Raw genomic sequence first — 18,705 nt, forward strand, 5'->3', positions numbered from 1 at the left:
AAGGTAGATATAAATGGGGTGAGGCTATGTCTGTAGTGGGCGAAGAAAGAAAGCGAACAATTCTTGAGAAGGTAGAGTTTAAAGGGAAAGTAAAAGTTTCAGAATTAGCGAGGGAGTTTGCAGTATCAACAGAGACGATTCGCCGTTATTTAGAAGAATTAGATCGTGAAAAGAAGTTGAAGAAAGTGTATGGTGGAGCCGTTCAACTTCCGGGAGCTGGAATAGAGGCACCAATGTTAGAACGAGAGATGCTGCATATAGAAGAGAAGAAAAGAATTGGGTATAAAGCAGCAACGTTTGTAGAAGATGGAGATGTTATTGCGATTGATGATGGAAGTACACCACTTCAAATGGTACCATATCTTGTTCATCGTAAAAATTTAACGATTGTTACGAGTTCTTTTCCAGTAGCGACACAATTAATATCTTCTATTAATAAAAAGATGTTTCATGGTGAGGTTTTATTTATTGGTGGAAAAGTATCCCCAAAACATTCACGGGTGTCAGGGTCTATTTCACAGCAAGTAATCCATCAATTTCATTTTCATAAGGCATTCGTTTCGATTGATGGGTTGTTGCCAGGCTTTGGGGTTTCTAGCTTTGAATTAGAAAAGGCGAAACTTTCAGAAGCGATGATTAAGCTAGCTGAGAAAACATATATTTTATGTGATCATACAAAAGTAGGCGTAAAAGGGAATTATAGAATAGCAGCATTTTCTCATATTCAACATGTCATTTGTGATAAGAAAATGCCTTATAGTTTTGAAGAAGAAGTCAAAAAACATAATATTCAATGGACAATTTGCTAAATGAATTGAATACATCTAGACTCCCGCCTAATTTTTAGGTGGGAGTTTTACTATCAGTAAGTAACAAAATAAAAGATTTGTATTTATGCAAAAAGTGGACACATTTTCTCATCTTGTTCATATAATTTACCAATACAAAAAAAGTTGGTCGAAGGAAAGAAGGGGAAGTATGTCAGAACGGATATATAATAAACTTGTATTGTATGCAAACATTTTGCAAAAAATTGGTGTTATTAATGAAAAGGAAAAAAGTGAAATTCTTCATACGATAGGTAAAAAAGCCCTTTGAGTAAAGGCTTTTTTATTTTGTATCTATGGAAATTATAAACTTAATGTAATATTCCCATTGACAATGATAATGAGATTCATTATCATTTATTATGTTAGTAATTGATAGGAATTATCAATTAAAATATATATAAGACAAGGGGATATTATTTTGAAAAAAAGTTATATTAAAGCTCTAGTAGTAGCAACAACATTAGCTATTCCATTTGCTGCATACTCTACTCCAGCATTAGCAGCAATAAAAATTGAAGCAAATCAGTCGTTAGCAGCAGCCAGTGATCGCACGTATGATACTGAGATTAAAATATATAAGGATCAAAAAGATGAGCCATCTATGGTTTCTCAGTACATAAAAAATCCTAAAGTAGCAATTGAAGACGGGAAAAAAATTGTTACTGTAACAATACAAGATAGCGATTATTTTCAATATCTTAGAATAGAGGATAAAAACCAACCTGGTGTATTTCAAGATGTGAAAGTTTTATCAGAAGATAAGAGGAAAAATGGAACGAAAGTAGTCCAATTTGAAATTGGCGAATTTGAGAAGAAGCATAATATGCAAATGCATATACTTATTCCGGCCATCGGATATGATCACAAATATCAAGTTCAATTTGAAATTAAAGATCCAACTGTAAGCGACAAAGAAACAGAGAAACCAGACGATAACTCTAATTCAGGCAATACGGAAACAGATAATCCAGTTGATAATCAAAATATGATAACAGATAACAAATTAAGAGAACTTGTTAATAAAAAAGTATTTAATAGAAAAGATTTAAATACACCAATTACGAAAGAAGAGTTATTACAAGTAAAGGACTTGTTTTTAAACACGAATGAGATTCTTGATTATAGTGCATTAAAATATATGCCAAATTTAAAATCTTTAACAGTTGCGAATGCAAAGTTAACAGATCCGTCGTTCTTTGCGAATTTAAAGCAATTAAATCATTTAGCTTTGCGTGGTAATGAATTTTCAGATGTAACACCACTTGTTAAAATGGATAATTTAGAATCTCTTGATTTGAGTAATAATAAAATTACAAACGTTGCACCACTAATTGGAATAAAAAATGTAAAAAGTTTATATCTATCAGGCAACCAAATAGAAGATGTAACAGCATTAGCGAAAATGGAACAACTAGATTACTTGAATTTAGCAAATAATAAAATTACGAATGTTGCTCCATTAAGCGCGTTGAAAAATGTAACATACTTAACTTTAGCAGGTAATCAAATTGAAGATATTAAACCGTTATATTCATTACCTTTAAAGGACTTAGTATTAACGCGTAATAAGGTTAAAGATTTATCGGGTATTGATCAAATGAATCAATTAAATAAATTATTTATCGGGAAAAATCAAATAGAAGATGTGACACCACTTGCTAAAATGACTCAGCTTACAGAATTAGATTTACCTAATAATGAGTTAAAGGATATTACTCCATTATCAAATCTAGTAAACTTACAAAAGCTTGATTTAGAAGCAAATTATATTTCAGACTTATCGCCAGTTAGTAATTTGAATAAGTTAGTATATTTAAGTTTTGTTGCAAATGAAATCCGCGATGTTAGACCAGTAATAGAACTAAGTAAGAAAGCTTATATTAATGTTCAAAACCAAAAAGTCTTTTTAGAGGATACAGAAGTAAATAAAGAAGTAAAAGTACCTATATACGAAAAAGACGGCGAGGTATCTACAAAAATCCGTCTGAAGAGTGATGATGGTACGTATAGTAATGGTGTAGTGAAATGGAGTACACCAGGTGAGAAAGTATATGAATTTGGAGTGAAAGATCCATTTGCGGATACAGGCATTTTCTTCACTGGTTCTGTTATTCAAAATGTAGTAGAAAGCAAAGGGGGTAACACTTCTAAAGAAGATGAAAAAGTAGAAGTAGTAGAATTTAAAGATGTACCAAAAGGACATTGGTCAGAAGAAGCAATTAATTATTTAGCGAAAGAGAATATTTTTAAAGGATATGGAAATGGACAATTTGGATTTGGTGATAATATTACGCGTGGACAAGTTGCATCTTTAGTACAAAGGTACTTGAAATTAGAAAATAAAGTAGAGCAGAAAGAGATGTTTACAGATACGAAAGGGCATATGTTTGAGCAAGATATTGCTACAGTTGCAAAAGCTGGAATTATGCAAGGAGATGGTACAGGGAAGTTTCGTCCAGAAGGAGTATTAACTAGGTACGAGATGTCAGTAGTATTACAAAAAGTATTTCAGTTAAAGGCAAATGAAAGTAATTTGGAGAACTTTAAAGACGTACCAACTGGTCATTGGGCAGAAGGATATGTGAAAGCTTTAGAGGATAATAACATATCAAAAGGTGACGGGAATGGGAACTTTTTAGGGGATAATTTCGTAACACGTGAACAATATGCACAATTTTTGTATAACGCAATAAAAAAATAATAGATGAGAAAAATACGTTATTCTTTAATAAGAAGAATAACGTATTTTTTATATGTACAAAATCAAGTAAGAAATAGACAGGAGTGCTTATAGGTGATATGTCTATTTTTCCGATAGGTGCTGAAACCATATTGACAAAAAGGCATTCTCGTGTGATAATTCAATTAAATTTTTAGAATAATCAAAAAACATTCCTTTTACATAGAAAGGATTTGAAAATTATATTAATATTACGCCGGGGGTGACGAAATGTTATTTTTTCTGAAGAAATGGAACGAATTAAAAGATGTGAAGGCAGAACTGGCACTTCGCGATTGGTTTTATGGTACAAAAATTAGTTTATCGATGTGTACGTCAAAAGAGCCATTAACATTTTTGATAAATGTAGAGGGAAGAGATAAAGGAGTATTTTCTGAAGAAGACTTTATTGTAGTAAATTGCATGTGTGAGCCAGTATTTGAAAACGAAGAAAAACCAGCTTCAGAGTCGTTTATGCATGCGGATATTTATAAAAAAAGCAGTGCAGAATGTATTTTACAAGTACAGACTGTAGATAGTCATTTAATGTCAGAGCTATATGGGAAAGAAGGAGAAGTAACATTCGAAAAACGCAGCGTGGAACGTGTTTTTGGCAAAGAAGGCATTACAGAAATGACCATTCCAATTGTAGAAGATGAAAAAAAGTTCGCTGATTTATTGGAAAGTAATGTTCCGAATTTTACTGAAGGTGGAGGAGTAGTCCTTGTTCATAATTACGGAATGATCGTGTGGGGAAAATCACCAGAAGAAGCGAAAAAATGGTTGGAAGGTATAGAATATTTAATGAACTATCACGTAAAGCTTTTAATGATAAAAGGGGCAAAAAGTTCTGTTATATAAAGGTGTGTTCATAGAGGTTACCATTCTATAAAAAATGAAAGCGTTTTAAAAGTAAATTTCACTCATAAAATATAGGTCTCCTTATTATATATAGATTACATGTTGACATGTAAGGAGGAACATATTTTGCGAGTTAAATATCATTTTCTGCCAAAACAGCAGGTGACATTTTGCAAAACGAATGATTCTGGTGAAAAGGCTTTGCAAATTATGAATGAAACGGGATTTAGGGCAATCCCCGTATTAGCAGAAGATGAGAAGGAATTCACGGGGATTATTTATAAAGTAGATCTTTTAGAGAAGAAGTGTAATAGCGGATTAGAGCATGTAAGTACAGGAGATGTGTTGGAAGATCCAAATTCGTTTATTTTTGAAAAGGATTCTTTTTTTAGAGCTTTTTACGTGATTCGTCGTCTCCCGTTTTTAGCGGTTTTAAATGAATATAATGAATTTGTCGGTATTTTAACACATTCTAATGTATTTGATGTTATTGAAGATTCGTTCGGTATGCGGACGGGTGGTTATATATTAACAATTGCAACACAAGATTGTAAGGGAACAATTAAAGAGCTGGGGACATTGTTAAAGGCATACAATATAGGTGGACTGTTTACGCTTGATAATGGTGATCAATATATTCGCCGTATTATCGTAAATATATCAGATGAGTTAAATGAAAAAAAATTAAAGAAATTAATTGAAAAGATAGAGAAAAAGGGATTTAGGGTGAGTCATGTAGATCATATTTAAGTTAAAAAGGAAAGGTACCTATCTGCATGTAGATAGGTACCTTTTTTAGTACGAGAAATGAATCTTATTTTGAAACAGGAGGTGGAGATAATACTAAATCAGATAAAAAAATGAAGTCTGCATGTTCGCGAACTTTAGGAATAGAAGTTTCAATAACACGTGATGTAATTTCACCTGGAGGACCAACGTGCCCGATAGCTACCATTATTGGTTTTTCTTGAATTTTTTTGATGAGTAATTGGGCTTGTCTTGAAATATGACTTGCCGTATATACATCATCAAAAAATAATTGATTTTCAATGACTGGCACCCCTAATTCTTTACCGATTTTTGGGACAACACTATTAGGATTTGTTTTACTATCTAAATAAAATAAACCGTGTTTTTTACAGGCAGAAAGTATAAGACGTACAATCCTTTCATCGGCGGTTACTTTTGATCCCATATGATTGTTCATTCCTATTGCATGAGGTATTTCTTGAATTGCTTGTTCGAGTCGGTTGTTTATTTCTTCATCGCTTAAATCTGTTGTAATCGCTTTCGGTCCAAGCCACTCTTTTTTTCCTCTAATTGGCTCCATGGGCATATGTATAATAACTTCATGTCCTTTTTTATGGGCAGCTATTGCATCTTGTTTAGTAGAAGGAAGAAATGGCATAACAGCAATAGTGAGTGGAATAGGAAGTGATAACATCCTATCAGTTCCTTTCATATTATTGCCGAAATCATCGATGACAATAGCAACTTTATTCGTATGAGCGTTTGCTTGAATAGGAAATAGGAAGAAGGGTATGAACAGGGTGAAGACGAGAAATGTAATAGTATATTTGCGCATTTAAATATTTCCTTTCTATTTTATCCCGCTATTTGCGGGCAGTAAGATTCCCACCTCAAAATTCGGCTAGAGCAAAGAAGTTAGGTGGGAGATCCACTGCCCGTAAACGCCCGATTGGTGAGGGCTAATAATCAGTTGGAGGGAGCAAAATCTCCACTGATTAAAGTTCCACTTTATCAATCATCATTATGTTTTGCGTTTTTACATAAATTAAACAAAAAATGTCGAAGAAAAGTACATTGGAAATAGAAAATCCACTGTTTACTGAGTATTTACAAAAAAGAAGATGAAAAAAATGTCTATTATTGCGAATGTATTTACAAAGATAGAATAATTTGTAATAATTCTCAAAGTGAGGGTAAAGATTTGTAAATTACAGGGGGAAAATGTTAAATTTTCTGATTCTTCAAATAGGATTAAATGTTTAAAGGAATAAAGTAGAAGAGACGTTGAGAGCATGGAAGAATAATAAGGGGGATATGGATGTTTACTGTAAAAAGGAAGTACACATTAGAAAAGCTTTCGCATGATATTCATATGAAACGTGAAGAAATGATTCAATTAGGTTTAACAAGTGGGTTAAATAGTATGGAGACAATTCAAGTTAGTCAAGAATTGGACAAGCTTATCGTACAGTATCAGAGTTACAAAGAAAAACAAACACCGAAATGGTTTTCAATTATAAGGGTCCCTATTTTTCAAATTGGGTATGCAGGAAAATCGAGCAATTTTTGGAGAATGCTTGTGGCTGGTTTTATGAAATAAGTATAATTATCCTTTTGGGATAAGGATAATTATACTGTGTGTAATGGAATCTCTATATGAACTGTCGTTCCTTTGTTTTCTTTACTATCAATAAATATATGCCCGTTGTACATCTCTACAATTCGTTTACATATGACAAGCCCAAGACCTGTTCCAGTATCTTTATTAGTAAAGAACGGATGAAAGAGGTGTTTTTGAATATTTTTTGGAATTCCTTTTCCAGTATCAATAATTTGCAGTTGTGCGTATTTTTCATTGTTTGTTACTATAATGGTTAATGTATCACCAGAAGCCATAGCTTCAATTGCATTTTTTGTAATGTTTAAAACCACTTGTTTCATATGGTCTTTTGAGCAAAGTATATGAACAGGTTGGTCTGGCAAATGTAAATGAAATACAATGTTATGTAGATTCGCCTCAGATTGAATAATTAATGCTACCTCATTTAGAATGGTTCTCACATCATATGTTTGTTCAATGATAGCAGTTGGCTTTCCAAGAATAAGAAATTCGCTTACAATTTCATTAATCCGTTCTATTTCTTGTTCGATGATGGAAAAATAGAACTGATCTTGTTCATCTTTATATTTCTCTTTTAATAGAGCGACGAGTCCTTTAATTCCAGTAAGAGGATTACGGATTTCGTGGGCTGTACTAGCTGCAAAAGTTCCAACCAATTCAATTTTTTGTAGTTCATTTTGTTGTCTTTCCAGTTTTGTTTGCCGTTTTAACAACATATATTGAGCAAGTAAAAATAAAATAGACAGTAAAAATAAAGTAGCTATACACTCTATTGAAACCCACTGGTATAAGGTTTTTTGATGGATAGGCAATGGAGAAACAGAGACCTTCCAATTTAATCTTTGGAGTGGGGTAGTGAGCATGTTAGAATGCCCATCGCTTGTTTCATTATTATCATCAGTTAGAAAAACTACATCATGTTTATCAGTCACTTCGAAATGATACTGTGGTTTAATAGCATTTAAAGAGGCTGAAATGTAGTCAAAACGTAAACTCGCTAATAATAAGCCTGAGAGTTCCTTTTGTCTATTAAATATTGGAGAGGCAATCATAATAGCTTGATGTCCAAGAACGCGATCTGTAATAACTGATGATACAGTTGTTTTCTTAGATTGCAATGCATCTTGAATGTATTGGCGGTCAGAAACGTCAATAGGCGGCGAATCGCCTTGGGATGCGATTGTAATCATCCCATCTGTCGTAGCGTAATATAGGCCGGAAAAACGTTCATCATTTCCATCCGTATCATGTACAATCTGTTTAATCCCATTGAGGTTTCCGGTTTCGGTCCCTACGACTTTTGTGAGCATTTCTAAGGCAGATATAGATTCACCAAGGTGATGGTCTAAATAGTCTCTATATAAAAAGAGAACAGTGTGAGCAGATAGTTTGTTTTCCTGTTTCATTTGATATGTGTGATACGAAAAAAATGTGGCACCGATCCCTATCGTTGGCAGTATAACAAGCAGTATGTAAAAAAATATGCTTTGTAATTTGACTTTCAAATTTGGTACTCCTTCTTTTTTATTATCATTATATATAAACTATGTTAAAATTGTCATGTTTTTATTCAAGAATCATTTGCATTACATTAGAGAGAGGAAAAGGGATGAGAGAATATTCATTTGGAATTTGTAATGAAGTACTACATTGCTTTTCTTTTTGTTGCGGAGAATTTAAGTGAAGGGTTGAAATGGTATGACATCAAATAATGAGCGAGAAGATATTTCTCAATCTTTAAAAGTATTTATTGCATTATCCCGTGTACATCGTTCTGTTATGGATACTACAAATAAATCCATACAAAGTAACGGATTAAATCCAACTGAGTTTGCAGTATTAGAACTACTATATCATAAAGGAGGCCAACCACTTCAGCAAATCGGTGAGCGTATTTTAATAGCTAGTGGCAGCATTACATACGTTGTAGATAAGCTAGAGAAAAAAGGACTAGTAAAGAGAATCCCGTGCCCGAATGATAGACGTGTTATTTATGCACAATTAACGGAGTCTGGAGAGAGCTTTATTGCTTCTATTTTTCCTGGGCATGAGCAAGTTATACATCAGTCTTTCGAAATGTTAACGAAAGATGAAAAGGATGAATTACTTGATCTATTAAAAAAAATTGGAAAGTATGAAAAATAATAATATGTTCCAAAGGAGCTTTGGATAAAGAAATCCAAGGCTTTTTTGTATACATGTAATCATGACAGTATCTGCTGTATTTTGCTGAAGAATAAGAGGATATTTGTAAGTAAGCATTGAATTATAGTAATGATGCATATAATGGAGAGGGGGCTCGTTCATGTCATTTAAAGACTATGAATATAAACGGCCAAATATTGAAGAATTAAAAGAGAAGTTTACTGTTGCTTTAGAAAAGTTCGATAATACAAAAACGGTTGAAGAACAAAAACAAGTAATTAATTCAATCAATGAAATTCGCAATGATTTTGGTACAATGGGGAATCTTTGTTATATTCGTCATTCTGTTGATACGACAGATGCTTTTTATAAAGAAGAGCAAGATTTCTTTGATGAATACTCTCCGGTTGTACAAGGCTACGGAACAAAATATTATAAGGCGTTAATGAATTCTCCATTCCGTGAAGAGTTAGAAGCCTATTATGGAAAGCAATTATTTGCTCTAGCTGAATGTGATTTAAAAACATATTCAGATGAAGTAGTGAAAGATTTGCAATTAGAGAATAAATTGTCTTCACAATATACACAGTTGTTAGCATCTGCAAAAATTGACTTTGCAGGAGAAGAAAGAACGTTATCGCAACTTATTCCGTTTATGCAAGGAAAAGAAAGAAGCGAACGTAAAGCAGCAAGTGAAGCATACTACGGATTTTTAGCTGGGAATGAGGAAGAGTTAGACCGTATTTATGATGAGCTTGTTAAAGTGAGAACTACAATTGCAAAAACACTTGGTTTTAAAAACTTTGTGGAATTAGGATATGCGAGAATGTATCGTACAGATTATAATGCTGAAATGGTTGCGAACTATCGCCAGCAAGTATTAGATTATATCGTTCCGGTTGCAACAGAGTTAAGAAATAGACAAAAAACACGCATCGGTGTAGAAAAGTTAGCTTATTATGATGAAAACTTTGAGTTTGCTACAGGTAACCCAACTCCAAAAGGTGATGCGGATTGGATTATTAATCACGGGAAAACGATGTATAAAGAATTATCAGCTGAAACAGATGAATTTTTTAATTTCATGCTAGATAATGATTTATTAGATTTAGTTGCGAAAAAAGGAAAAGCTGGTGGCGGATATTGTACATATATTGAGAATTATAAAGCGCCATTCATTTTCTCAAACTTTAATGGAACGTCTGGTGACATTGATGTACTAACACATGAAGCTGGTCATGCTTTCCAAGTATATGAAAGTCGTAAGTATGAAATTCCAGAATACAATTGGCCAACATATGAAGCGTGTGAAATCCATTCAATGAGTATGGAATTCTTTACATGGCCATGGATGAAGTTATTCTTTGAAGAAGATGCGGAAAAATATTATTTCTCACACTTAAGTTCAGCACTTCTATTTTTACCGTACGGTGTATCTGTAGACGAATATCAACATTATGTATATGAGAATCCAGAAGCATCGCCAGCAGAACGTAAGTCAGCATGGCGTAACATAGAGAAGAAATATTTACCACATCGTGATTATGAAGATAATGATTATTTAGAGCGCGGTGGTTTCTGGCAACGTCAAGGCCACATTTATAGCTCACCGTTCTATTATATTGACTACACGTTAGCTCAAATTTGTGCGCTGCAATTTTGGAAACGTGCAAGAGATAATAGACAAGAGGCTTGGGAAGATTATGTGAATCTTTGTCAGCAAGGTGGAAGTAAATCATTCTTAGAATTAGTAGAAGTTGCAAATTTAACATCGCCATTTGCTGAAGGTTGTGTAAAAAGTGTAATTACAGAAATTGAAGCGTGGTTACGTGCTGTTGACGACACAAAATTGTAAAAAACATGCGCTTTTTTTCACATGTTTAACATCGACATAATGGGAAAATGATGAGATAATAAAAGAAAATTCAGAATTATCTAAGAGGTGTTTCTAATAAGGAGCACCTCTTTTCACCAACAAAAGGGGGGAAAGCATTATGCTTCAATCTAATATGGATGTTAGTTTAGAAACTTTAGTCCACTCATTACAGTCTACACGAAGCACGCTGTTATCAGAAATTGAAATGTTAAATGATACGGAGGTGAATGTAAAACCACGTCGTGATAAATGGAGTATTATTCAAATTTTGCATCATTTACATTTAGTTGAACAGTCTGTCACATCTGCCCTTGTATATGCTTTGCAAAAAAAAGAAAGAAAGCTTGCTCCATTTAAAGACCTCCAACTTACGCTTGATCGCACATATAAACGGGAAGCTCCTCAACAAATGAAACCAACAGAGACATTAATGAAAAAACTGCAAGGAATTCAATTACTAGAACATTCACGACAAGAATTATTACATGCACTTCATAGTGTGATAGATGAAAAAGAATTATTTGAAAATGGATTGAAACATCCTATTTTTAATGATTTGAATTTATACCAATGGGTTCAATTTTTGGATTTGCACGAACAAAGGCATCTTACACAGCTAAAAGAAGCAAAACATGCAATTTTACAGCGATAAAGTGAAACTTTAATCATTGGGTGGCACCCTGCACTGATTACTATTATGTGCCAATCGGGCTGCCCTCAAATAGCGGGATAAAGGAAAAGAAGCGGTGAACCGCTTCTTTTCCTTTTTTACTCATGCATAGTTTTCTTTCTCATTTTGGAATACTACATGGAGAAGAGAAAAGGAGTTGAAAAGTATGTCAAAGAAAAAGAGAGAAGAAGAGCGCGCTTGGAAAGCTCGGAAAGAGAATCAAAAACCACATGGAAAAGTGAAAGCTTTTGCAGAATTAGTTGAAGGAACAGAAAAAACGTGATGAATTTCATCACGTTTTTTGTATGATTGGGAAAGTTAATAAAAATGTTGTACCTGTTCCTTTTTCACTAATAATATCAATCTTTCCATTCATTGCTTGAATGACACTGAAGACGACCATCATCCCGAGTCCGGTCCCTTTTTCTTTCGTCGAGTAGAAGGGTGACCCGAGGCGTTTTACTTGTTCTGGATCCATACCAACGCCTGTATCTTTTATATATAATTGTATATGTTTATGGTCTGGAACTAATGTAAGAATAAGGTCACCACCGTTAGGCATAGCCTCAATACAGTTTTTAAAAATATTTAATAAACATTGGTTCAGCTTTTGCCTTTCACCAGCTATAAAGAAAGATGTACTTTGTTTTATATAATGTATGCGAACATTTGTTAAATTGGCGAGAGGTGTAATTAAAGATAACGCATGAAGTAACTCTTCCTCTACTTGTAATTGTTGTTCTTTTTCAATACTCGGTTTTGCAAAAGTTAAGTAGTCTGTAAGAACATGATTTGCTTGTTCGATCCCATTAATGGCTATGTCGATATATAATTTTCGTTCCTTCTCAGAACATGTATCTGACTGTAAAAGTTGCAAAAATCCTTTCGTTGAAGTTAAAGGATTACGAATTTCATGAGAGATAGAAGCTGCCATTTCACCGATTAAATGAAATTTTTCAGCATTCATAAGTTCATTTTGGAGACGAACTTGCGTTTGTAATATGTGTAATAAATATAAAATAAGGATTGTACCAAGTATCGTACAGAGTTCGTACACAATAATATACGATATATAATCAGCCTTATTTGTAACCGTTGAAAGGAAAAATGGTATCCAGCTAAATCCGAATATGAGACTGTAAAAGATAGCGAGTGCTATTTTTACACGATTAGAACTTCGGTTAAACAGTTTGTATGTTAATAGTAGAACAATAAATAGGAGAACCGAAGCGATAAGAGATGGGAAAACACCTATTCCTCCTAATAATACACGATATATGTTTAATACAGCTAAGATGGAAGCACCGGCAATAGGTCCCCCTGTTAATGTACCGACAATTAATACGATATGACGCATATCAAATTGAAATCCATAATTTGTTTTTGCTGCGAAAGTGATGCATAGTATGGTGGCGAGGCAACATAATACAATAAATATAGTTGAATTTAATTTAGGAGAGCTTTTCCCTTTTTGATTCCAAAATAAATGATATATAAGCATTGTAACAAGAATGCATAATATATTTAAAAAGAGATAAATAATAAAGAGTTTCAGTGGGCTGCCTCCTCTCTTCTCACATTAAATTAATCATACTATAAAATGAGAGAAATGAAATGTGAAATAGCGGAAAAATCAGAAATTTTTTCTGGTAGTATACAATATGTTACAATATGTTTTGTCAATGAAAGAAGAAATTCCATGCACCGCATGGGAGAGGTTCGCGAACTCCCTCTATAAAAAACTATGGAAACAACAATATCCTTAGGTATTGTTTTGTTTTTTTATTGTGACAGTTCAAGAACGTTCTTTCTTCTTATTCGTAGTAGAGAAGGAGAATGAGTGAAATGAAAAAAGAAAAAGCAGTTGTTGTTTTTAGTGGTGGACAAGATAGTACAACATGTTTATTTTGGGCAATAGAGCAGTTTGCGGAGGTGGAAGCTGTAACATTTAACTACAATCAACGTCATAAGTTAGAAATTGATTGTGCAGCGGAAATTGCGAATGAGCTTGGCATTAAACATACAGCGATAGATATGAGCTTACTAAATCAGCTAGCTCCCAATGCGTTAACGAGAATAGATATGGAGATTACACACGAAGAAGGGGAATTGCCATCGACATTTGTAGATGGGCGGAATTTATTATTCTTATCATTTGCTGCTGTATTAGCAAAACAAGTTGGAGCACGTCATATTGTAACGGGTGTATGTGAAACTGATTTTAGTGGTTATCCAGATTGCCGTGATGTGTTTGTGAAATCGTTAAATGTTACATTAAATTTATCTATGGATTATCCATTTGTCATTCATACACCACTTATGTGGATTGATAAAGCAGACACGTGGAAATTATCTGATGAACTTGGCGCGTTCGAGTTTGTTAGAGAAAAAACATTAACATGTTATAACGGAATCATTGGTGATGGTTGCGGTGAATGTCCAGCATGCCAGCTTCGTAAAGCAGGATTAGATACGTACCTACAAGAACGCGAAGGAGCAAATAACTAATGGATAATTTCTTTGGATTTCGCATCGTAGAAAATTTGCAAAAAATGGACAAGGATATTCAGCGTAAACAGCTCAAATATCATAATAAAAGAGTAATGGTCAGCAAGGAATTTACATTTGATGCAGCACACCATTTACACTGTTATGAAGGGAAATGTAAAAACTTACATGGTCACACATATAAAGTTGTATTTGGGATTAGTGGATATGTAAATGAAATAGGTCTTGCAATTGACTTTGGAGATATAAAAGAAATTTGGAAAAATGAAATAGAAATTTATTTAGACCATCGTTATTTAAACGAAACGTTACCAGCGATGAATACGACTGCTGAAAACATGGTTGTTTGGATTTATGAAAAGATGGCAGAAGCATTAACAAAAGATAATCGTGCGAATGAATATAAAGGAGCTCGTGTTGAATTTGTTCGTTTATTTGAGACACCGACTAGTTATGCGGAAGTAAGACGGGAGTGGATGCTCGATGAGTAAAATCCCTGTCTTAGAAATATTCGGTCCGACCATTCAAGGAGAAGGCATGGTTGTCGGGCAAAAAACTATGTTTATTCGAACTGCTGGCTGTGACTATAGCTGTGCTTGGTGTGATTCTGCTTTTACGTGGGATGGATCGGCAAAAGATCAAATTAGACAAATGCCAGCGGAAGACATTTGGAATGAGCTTGTTGAAATTGGAGGAGAAAATTTCTCTCATGTTACGATTTCGGGTGGAAATCCTGTTTTATTGAAAAATATTGAGTCGCTTCTTTCTATATTAAAAGAGAATGGGATGCGAACGGCGATCGAAACACAAGGGAGTAAATGGCAAGATTGGTTACTTCAAATTGATGAGGTAACGATTTCGCCAAAACCGCCAAGTTCAACAATGAAAACAGATTTTCAGAAGTTAGATGATGTTATTCAGAAACTAGCAGGAAAAGATATTAGTTTAAAAGTAGTAGTATTCGATGATCAAGATTTTGAATATGCAGTTAAGATGCATGGACGTTATCCAGATGTACCATTTTTCTTACAAGTAGGAAATGATGATACGAAAACAGTGGATGATGCAATGCTTATTAAAAAATTATTAGATAAGTATGAGTGGCTTATTGAAAAAGCTGTTAACTGTAAAGAGATGAATGACGCGAAAGTATTGCCGCAGCTTCATGCGTTAGTATGGGGAAATAAACGAGGCGTATAACGAGAAGGGATGTTTAAAATGGCAGGAAGATTAGATGAAGATTTAAAAGATGTAACATTATTAGGAAATCAAAATACAAAATATTTATTTGAATATAGCCCAGAAATTTTAGAGGTATTTGATAATAACCATCCAAACCGTGATTACTTTGTAAAATTCAACTGTCCTGAATTTACAAGTTTATGTCCGAAAACAGGACAACCTGATTTTGCAACAATTTATATTAGCTACATTCCAGAACAAAGAATGGTAGAGAGTAAATCTTTAAAGCTATATTTATTTAGCTTCCGAAATCATGGTGACTTCCACGAAGATTGCATGAACGTTATTATGAATGATTTAATTAAATTAATGGATCCACGTTATATTGAGGTATGGGGGAAATTTACACCACGTGGTGGGATTTCAATCGATCCTTACTGTAACTACGGTCGCCCAGGAACTAAGTATGAGAAAATGGCAGATTACCGTATGATGAACCACGATCTATATCCGGAAACAGTTGATAATCGTTAATATATATAGAAAGAAAGGATCTGTATGATATACAGATCCTTTCTTTCTATTATATTATGCATGTTGATTAATGACAGTATAGTTTTTATGACTTACAACTGTAAGAGGTTCCATATCTAGTTCTCTAAAATTCTCCATAATTGTTAAATCAACAATAACAGAATTTTGATTTACTTTTTGAACACGGCCTTGCATTCCACCTTTAAATTCAATGATATCTCCAGTTTCTGCGATCTGCATAAGCAACTCTCCTTGTTACAGTTTTCCCCAAAAAAGAATAATTTGGGCTTTTTTTTATTTCCTCTTATTTTGAACTATATTTACCAATTTGTAAATGTTTCCAAAGTAAAAATTCAAAAAATATTCACTTTTTGTAAGAAAATATGTGAAAAAATATTGTTAGGAGAGGAATGATGAAAATGCATACATCTTTATATGGGGGTATAATAAAAAAAGATACAATGACCTACTAAAGTGGGAGAAATTAGGGGCGGTAAAATGATGTTTGAAATTGTGGGGAGCTTTATAGCGATTTTATTATTTTTATTTTCTTATATACAGTTGAAGAAAATGCGTCAACATGAAACAACTACATATTTTGATGGACTGGATAGTGTGCATGCATCGATAACGCATGATAGTAGTGGGGATATGTAATGATATATAACTTTCTTTTTATGCATGGTATGATGGCAATAAGAAATAGTACATAATATAGTTCGTAAGTGATGAATGGGGAGTGGAAAGAATGCGAATTTCTTTTATTCGTCATGGTCGTTTGGACAGTACTATAGAGCCAATGACAATTATTTCATTTCGTGAATGGATGAAGCAATATGATTTAGGAACTATGGTAAAAGAAGCTCATATACCGATTGAAACAATTGAGGCGATTACAACAGCGAAATTGGTCGTAACGAGTGATCAGAGGCGCGCTGTGCAATCAGCAACCGTATTAACGGATTCTTTATCTTTTGTGCAAAATCCTCTTTTTAGGGAAGCTGAAATTCCGACAGGTTTTTATGCTCCAAAATGGTTGAAATGTAAACCTAATGTATGGATGTTTATTGGACGTACACTATGGATAGCTGCTTATAGTAAGGATGTTGAGTCTTATAAGGAAGTAAGAGAAAGAGCAAGGCAAGCTGCTAATATGTTACACCGCTATGCGCTCGTACACGGACATATTGCTCTTGTAGGTCATAGTTATTTTAATGTGATGATTGGGACTGAACTGAGGGCAATGGGGTGGTCAGGTTCGCCTATTTTCCATAGGAAGCCATGGGGATGTACAACGTATACATTTCGTGAGGCGATGGATGGAAATGTATTAAATACGAATTTAACATAAAAGAGGCTGTCCTTTTGGCAGCCTCTTTCTTTTCATAACAAGCAAAAAGAATTGTCCTTTTAAGATATAGAAACTAATGACCGTAATGGTTTTATTAGATGGGCATACGGTTCACCAACGAGCATAACGATGTTATCTTTTTTGTAACCAAGTTTTTCATATAGTGAAAAAGCGCGTTTGTTTTCTAAATTAACAAGTAAGGCGATTTTTTCATGACCTTTTTCAGTTGCATGAAGTTCAGCTGCATCGATTAATTTAGAGCCAATGCCACGTCCACCGTACATATTTGAAACTGACAACGTGTCAATATAATACTCATCAAGTTCAGCTTCTTTTTCTAACGTAATGGCTTCGTCTTCATGTAGTTCTCTTAAGTGGTGTATGATTGGTGCATCAAGTTGTTCAGCGTCACTACCGTGATAAACGACAATAACCCCAACTACCTTTCCATCTTGTTCAGCCACTAAACAGTTTTCATAGCTCAATCGATTATTTTCTTTTGCGAACCATGTTTCAAGTCCTAGTAATACTTTTGCTTCAACTGTGCTACCTGTGATTTTTTCAGCAATTTCGTGCAGAGCGTTATACAGTAAAGGTGCTACTCCTATCGCATCTGTCTTTTTTGCTTTCCGAATCATAGTATCCCTCCTAGTTCTATGCATATATTGTAGCATAAAATAAAATAACAAACAGTGGATTGGAACTTTGTTATACAGAGCGTCAAAAAGTTTGATATAGAGAAGTAGCTATGTTAGTATATGATATTTAGTGCGAATATAATAAAGTGATATAGCTATAAAAATAATGGAAGTGAATTAAATAATAGTAACGGGATAATTTTACCGTTGTCGACCTATAGAAGATGCGATAAAATAAACTATTGCGGAGAGGTGAAATACATGGATAAACAATTAGCAAATGCAATTTTGGATCAGCTGAAAAATGGTGAAATAAAGGAGTATGTTGCGACAAAAGATGTATTTTATACGTTCAGGGAAGTTGTTGTAAGTCGAGAAGATTTTAAACATATTATCGGGAACGCACAGCGCGGTGGACAGGTAATTTATACATATTCAGAAACACCACGTTCATAAATAGAAGATAAAGGAGAGGAGAATTATGGGAGATTTTAAACAAGGCATATTACCACATTGGGATTATATGTGGAAAGATAGAGCTGGGAATAGGTTTATGGGAATGGTTATGTATCCAGAGAAACGAAAATGTTCAGCAAAAATGCTTCAGAAAATAAAAAGAGCATATGAGCAAGCTGTAGAAATTAAAGTAACTGTACAAGTTCAACATACATATCAGTACGTAGAAGGAATGATCGTATACTTTGATGAAGAAGCTCCTGTATGTACAATGCTCGATAAAGATGAGGATCCACATCATATATTTATAAAAGATATTTTGCGTATTGAGCACCTGTAATAATTTTTTTCATAAATAAAATTGAAGTTCCATAATAATAATCTTTTTCTATAATAGTTATCTTTTAGTATGTAACGAGGAACGAAAGAGTATGTATAATATTTAATAAAGTAAAATTGATAAATGTAATCGTTTTTTAGAACAGATTATCGTTTAATGTCTGTTCTTTTTTGCGTGATGCTGGAGAAATATAATCCTCCAGCATTTACTGTTTTATGACAAAA

The 18,705-nt window shown here is 33.7% G+C and carries 22 protein-coding genes and 1 riboswitch; of the genes, 17 read left to right on the forward strand and 5 right to left on the reverse strand.

The genetic code is table 11. The features are described from left to right. Positions 1-26: 26 nt before the first annotated feature. The 4 genes from MRBLBA3_RS05130 (at position 27) to cbpA (ending at position 5,160) form a co-directional block, all read left to right on the forward strand. A complete protein-coding gene (locus tag MRBLBA3_RS05130; protein WP_000117654.1) occupies positions 27-809 on the forward strand; it encodes a DeoR/GlpR family DNA-binding transcription regulator in 783 nt (260 codons plus the stop codon). A gap of 439 nt (positions 810-1,248) precedes the next feature. Next, positions 1,249-3,531 carry an NEAT domain-containing leucine-rich repeat protein gene (locus tag MRBLBA3_RS05135; protein ID WP_363380041.1) on the forward strand — a complete coding sequence of 761 codons (2,283 nt, stop codon included), beginning with the start codon at positions 1,249-1,251 and terminating at the stop codon, positions 3,529-3,531. A gap of 249 nt (positions 3,532-3,780) precedes the next feature. Next, positions 3,781-4,410 (forward strand): class II aldolase/adducin family protein, encoded by a 630-nt coding sequence (locus MRBLBA3_RS05140; RefSeq protein WP_000895985.1) that lies wholly within the window; start codon positions 3,781-3,783, stop codon positions 4,408-4,410. Positions 4,411-4,536: 126 nt separating this feature from the next. Beyond that, a complete protein-coding gene (gene cbpA / locus MRBLBA3_RS05145) occupies positions 4,537-5,160 on the forward strand; it encodes a cyclic di-AMP binding protein CbpA (RefSeq protein ID WP_001264223.1) in 624 nt (207 codons plus the stop codon). Positions 5,161-5,224: 64 nt separating this feature from the next. On the opposite strand, the gene MRBLBA3_RS05150 is transcribed toward cbpA, so the two are convergent. Continuing rightward, positions 5,225-5,995 carry a divergent polysaccharide deacetylase family protein gene (locus tag MRBLBA3_RS05150; protein WP_001234133.1) on the reverse strand — a complete coding sequence of 257 codons (771 nt, stop codon included), beginning with the start codon at positions 5,993-5,995 and terminating at the stop codon, positions 5,225-5,227. 483 nt (positions 5,996-6,478) lie between these two features. Here MRBLBA3_RS05150 and MRBLBA3_RS05155 point away from each other — a divergent pair, with 483 nt between their 5' ends. Next, entirely contained in the window at positions 6,479-6,760 is a 282-nt protein-coding gene (locus MRBLBA3_RS05155) for an aspartyl-phosphate phosphatase Spo0E family protein (RefSeq protein ID WP_000495523.1), read from the forward strand. A gap of 29 nt (positions 6,761-6,789) precedes the next feature. Here MRBLBA3_RS05155 and MRBLBA3_RS05160 read toward each other — a convergent pair whose 3' ends face one another. Next, on the reverse strand, positions 6,790-8,286 hold the full coding sequence (locus MRBLBA3_RS05160; RefSeq protein ID WP_097811499.1) for a DUF3149 domain-containing protein: 1,497 nt from the start codon (positions 8,284-8,286) through the stop codon (positions 6,790-6,792). Between the two features lie 193 nt (positions 8,287-8,479). Here MRBLBA3_RS05160 and MRBLBA3_RS05165 point away from each other — a divergent pair, with 193 nt between their 5' ends. The 4 genes from MRBLBA3_RS05165 (at position 8,480) to MRBLBA3_RS05180 (ending at position 11,755) form a co-directional block, all read left to right on the forward strand. Beyond that, a complete protein-coding gene (locus MRBLBA3_RS05165; protein ID WP_000203343.1) occupies positions 8,480-8,926 on the forward strand; it encodes a MarR family winged helix-turn-helix transcriptional regulator in 447 nt (148 codons plus the stop codon). A 160-nt stretch (positions 8,927-9,086) separates the two neighbouring features. Beyond that, a complete protein-coding gene (locus MRBLBA3_RS05170) occupies positions 9,087-10,781 on the forward strand; it encodes a M3 family oligoendopeptidase (protein WP_000008592.1) in 1,695 nt (564 codons plus the stop codon). A gap of 139 nt (positions 10,782-10,920) precedes the next feature. Then, positions 10,921-11,454 carry a DinB family protein gene (locus MRBLBA3_RS05175; protein ID WP_000941980.1) on the forward strand — a complete coding sequence of 178 codons (534 nt, stop codon included), beginning with the start codon at positions 10,921-10,923 and terminating at the stop codon, positions 11,452-11,454. Positions 11,455-11,638: 184 nt separating this feature from the next. After that, positions 11,639-11,755 carry a DUF6254 family protein gene (locus tag MRBLBA3_RS05180; RefSeq protein ID WP_000038354.1) on the forward strand — a complete coding sequence of 39 codons (117 nt, stop codon included), beginning with the start codon at positions 11,639-11,641 and terminating at the stop codon, positions 11,753-11,755. Positions 11,756-11,764: 9 nt separating this feature from the next. Here the strand turns inward: MRBLBA3_RS05180 and MRBLBA3_RS05185 are convergent, their stop codons facing one another. Next, positions 11,765-12,973 carry an ATP-binding protein gene (locus MRBLBA3_RS05185; RefSeq protein WP_097811497.1) on the reverse strand — a complete coding sequence of 403 codons (1,209 nt, stop codon included), beginning with the start codon at positions 12,971-12,973 and terminating at the stop codon, positions 11,765-11,767. A 207-nt stretch (positions 12,974-13,180) separates the two neighbouring features. Further along, positions 13,181-13,224: riboswitch (PreQ1 riboswitch) on the forward strand. A 93-nt stretch (positions 13,225-13,317) separates the two neighbouring features. Between MRBLBA3_RS05185 and queC the strand changes: the two genes are divergently transcribed. The 4 genes from queC to queF are packed head-to-tail and all read left to right on the forward strand — an operon-like array spanning position 13,318 to position 15,696. Next, the gene (queC, locus tag MRBLBA3_RS05190) at positions 13,318-13,980 is read left to right on the forward strand and encodes a 7-cyano-7-deazaguanine synthase QueC (protein WP_363380049.1); all 663 of its coding nucleotides are present in this window, start codon (positions 13,318-13,320) and stop codon (positions 13,978-13,980) included. Then, positions 13,980-14,471 (forward strand): 6-carboxytetrahydropterin synthase QueD, encoded by a 492-nt coding sequence (gene queD / locus MRBLBA3_RS05195; RefSeq protein ID WP_000368412.1) that lies wholly within the window; start codon positions 13,980-13,982, stop codon positions 14,469-14,471. Before queC ends, queD begins: the two co-directional genes overlap by 1 nt. Beyond that, a complete protein-coding gene (queE, locus tag MRBLBA3_RS05200) occupies positions 14,464-15,180 on the forward strand; it encodes a 7-carboxy-7-deazaguanine synthase QueE (protein WP_098318845.1) in 717 nt (238 codons plus the stop codon). The genes queD and queE overlap by 8 nt, the downstream gene beginning before the upstream one ends. A gap of 18 nt (positions 15,181-15,198) precedes the next feature. After that, positions 15,199-15,696 (forward strand): preQ(1) synthase, encoded by a 498-nt coding sequence (gene queF, locus MRBLBA3_RS05205; protein WP_000918893.1) that lies wholly within the window; start codon positions 15,199-15,201, stop codon positions 15,694-15,696. Between the two features lie 54 nt (positions 15,697-15,750). On the opposite strand, the gene MRBLBA3_RS05210 is transcribed toward queF, so the two are convergent. Next, positions 15,751-15,936, reverse strand: coding sequence for a YkvS family protein (locus MRBLBA3_RS05210; protein ID WP_001165083.1), 186 nt, complete (start codon positions 15,934-15,936; stop codon positions 15,751-15,753). Between the two features lie 258 nt (positions 15,937-16,194). Between MRBLBA3_RS05210 and MRBLBA3_RS05215 the strand changes: the two genes are divergently transcribed. Together MRBLBA3_RS05215 and MRBLBA3_RS05220 are read left to right on the forward strand one after the other, a co-directional pair. After that, positions 16,195-16,353, forward strand: coding sequence for a hypothetical protein (locus tag MRBLBA3_RS05215; protein WP_000971079.1), 159 nt, complete (start codon positions 16,195-16,197; stop codon positions 16,351-16,353). Between the two features lie 91 nt (positions 16,354-16,444). Further along, complete coding sequence (locus MRBLBA3_RS05220; protein WP_001222805.1) at positions 16,445-17,047, forward strand: histidine phosphatase family protein; 603 nt, start codon at positions 16,445-16,447, stop codon at positions 17,045-17,047. 59 nt (positions 17,048-17,106) lie between these two features. Here MRBLBA3_RS05220 and MRBLBA3_RS05225 read toward each other — a convergent pair whose 3' ends face one another. Continuing rightward, positions 17,107-17,685, reverse strand: a complete 579-nt coding sequence (locus tag MRBLBA3_RS05225; protein ID WP_000619520.1) for a GNAT family N-acetyltransferase — start codon at positions 17,683-17,685, stop codon at positions 17,107-17,109. A 261-nt stretch (positions 17,686-17,946) separates the two neighbouring features. Here MRBLBA3_RS05225 and MRBLBA3_RS05230 point away from each other — a divergent pair, with 261 nt between their 5' ends. Next, positions 17,947-18,141, forward strand: coding sequence for a hypothetical protein (locus MRBLBA3_RS05230; RefSeq protein WP_000360788.1), 195 nt, complete (start codon positions 17,947-17,949; stop codon positions 18,139-18,141). Positions 18,142-18,166: 25 nt separating this feature from the next. Continuing rightward, on the forward strand, positions 18,167-18,481 hold the full coding sequence (locus tag MRBLBA3_RS05235) for a hypothetical protein (RefSeq protein ID WP_000502206.1): 315 nt from the start codon (positions 18,167-18,169) through the stop codon (positions 18,479-18,481). The last annotated feature ends 224 nt before the right edge of the window (positions 18,482-18,705 follow it).

The sequence above is a fragment of the Bacillus sp. LBA3-1-1.1 genome, assembly GCF_040676495.1.
Classification (GTDB): Bacteria; Bacillota; Bacilli; order Bacillales; family Bacillaceae_G; genus Bacillus_A; species Bacillus_A nitratireducens.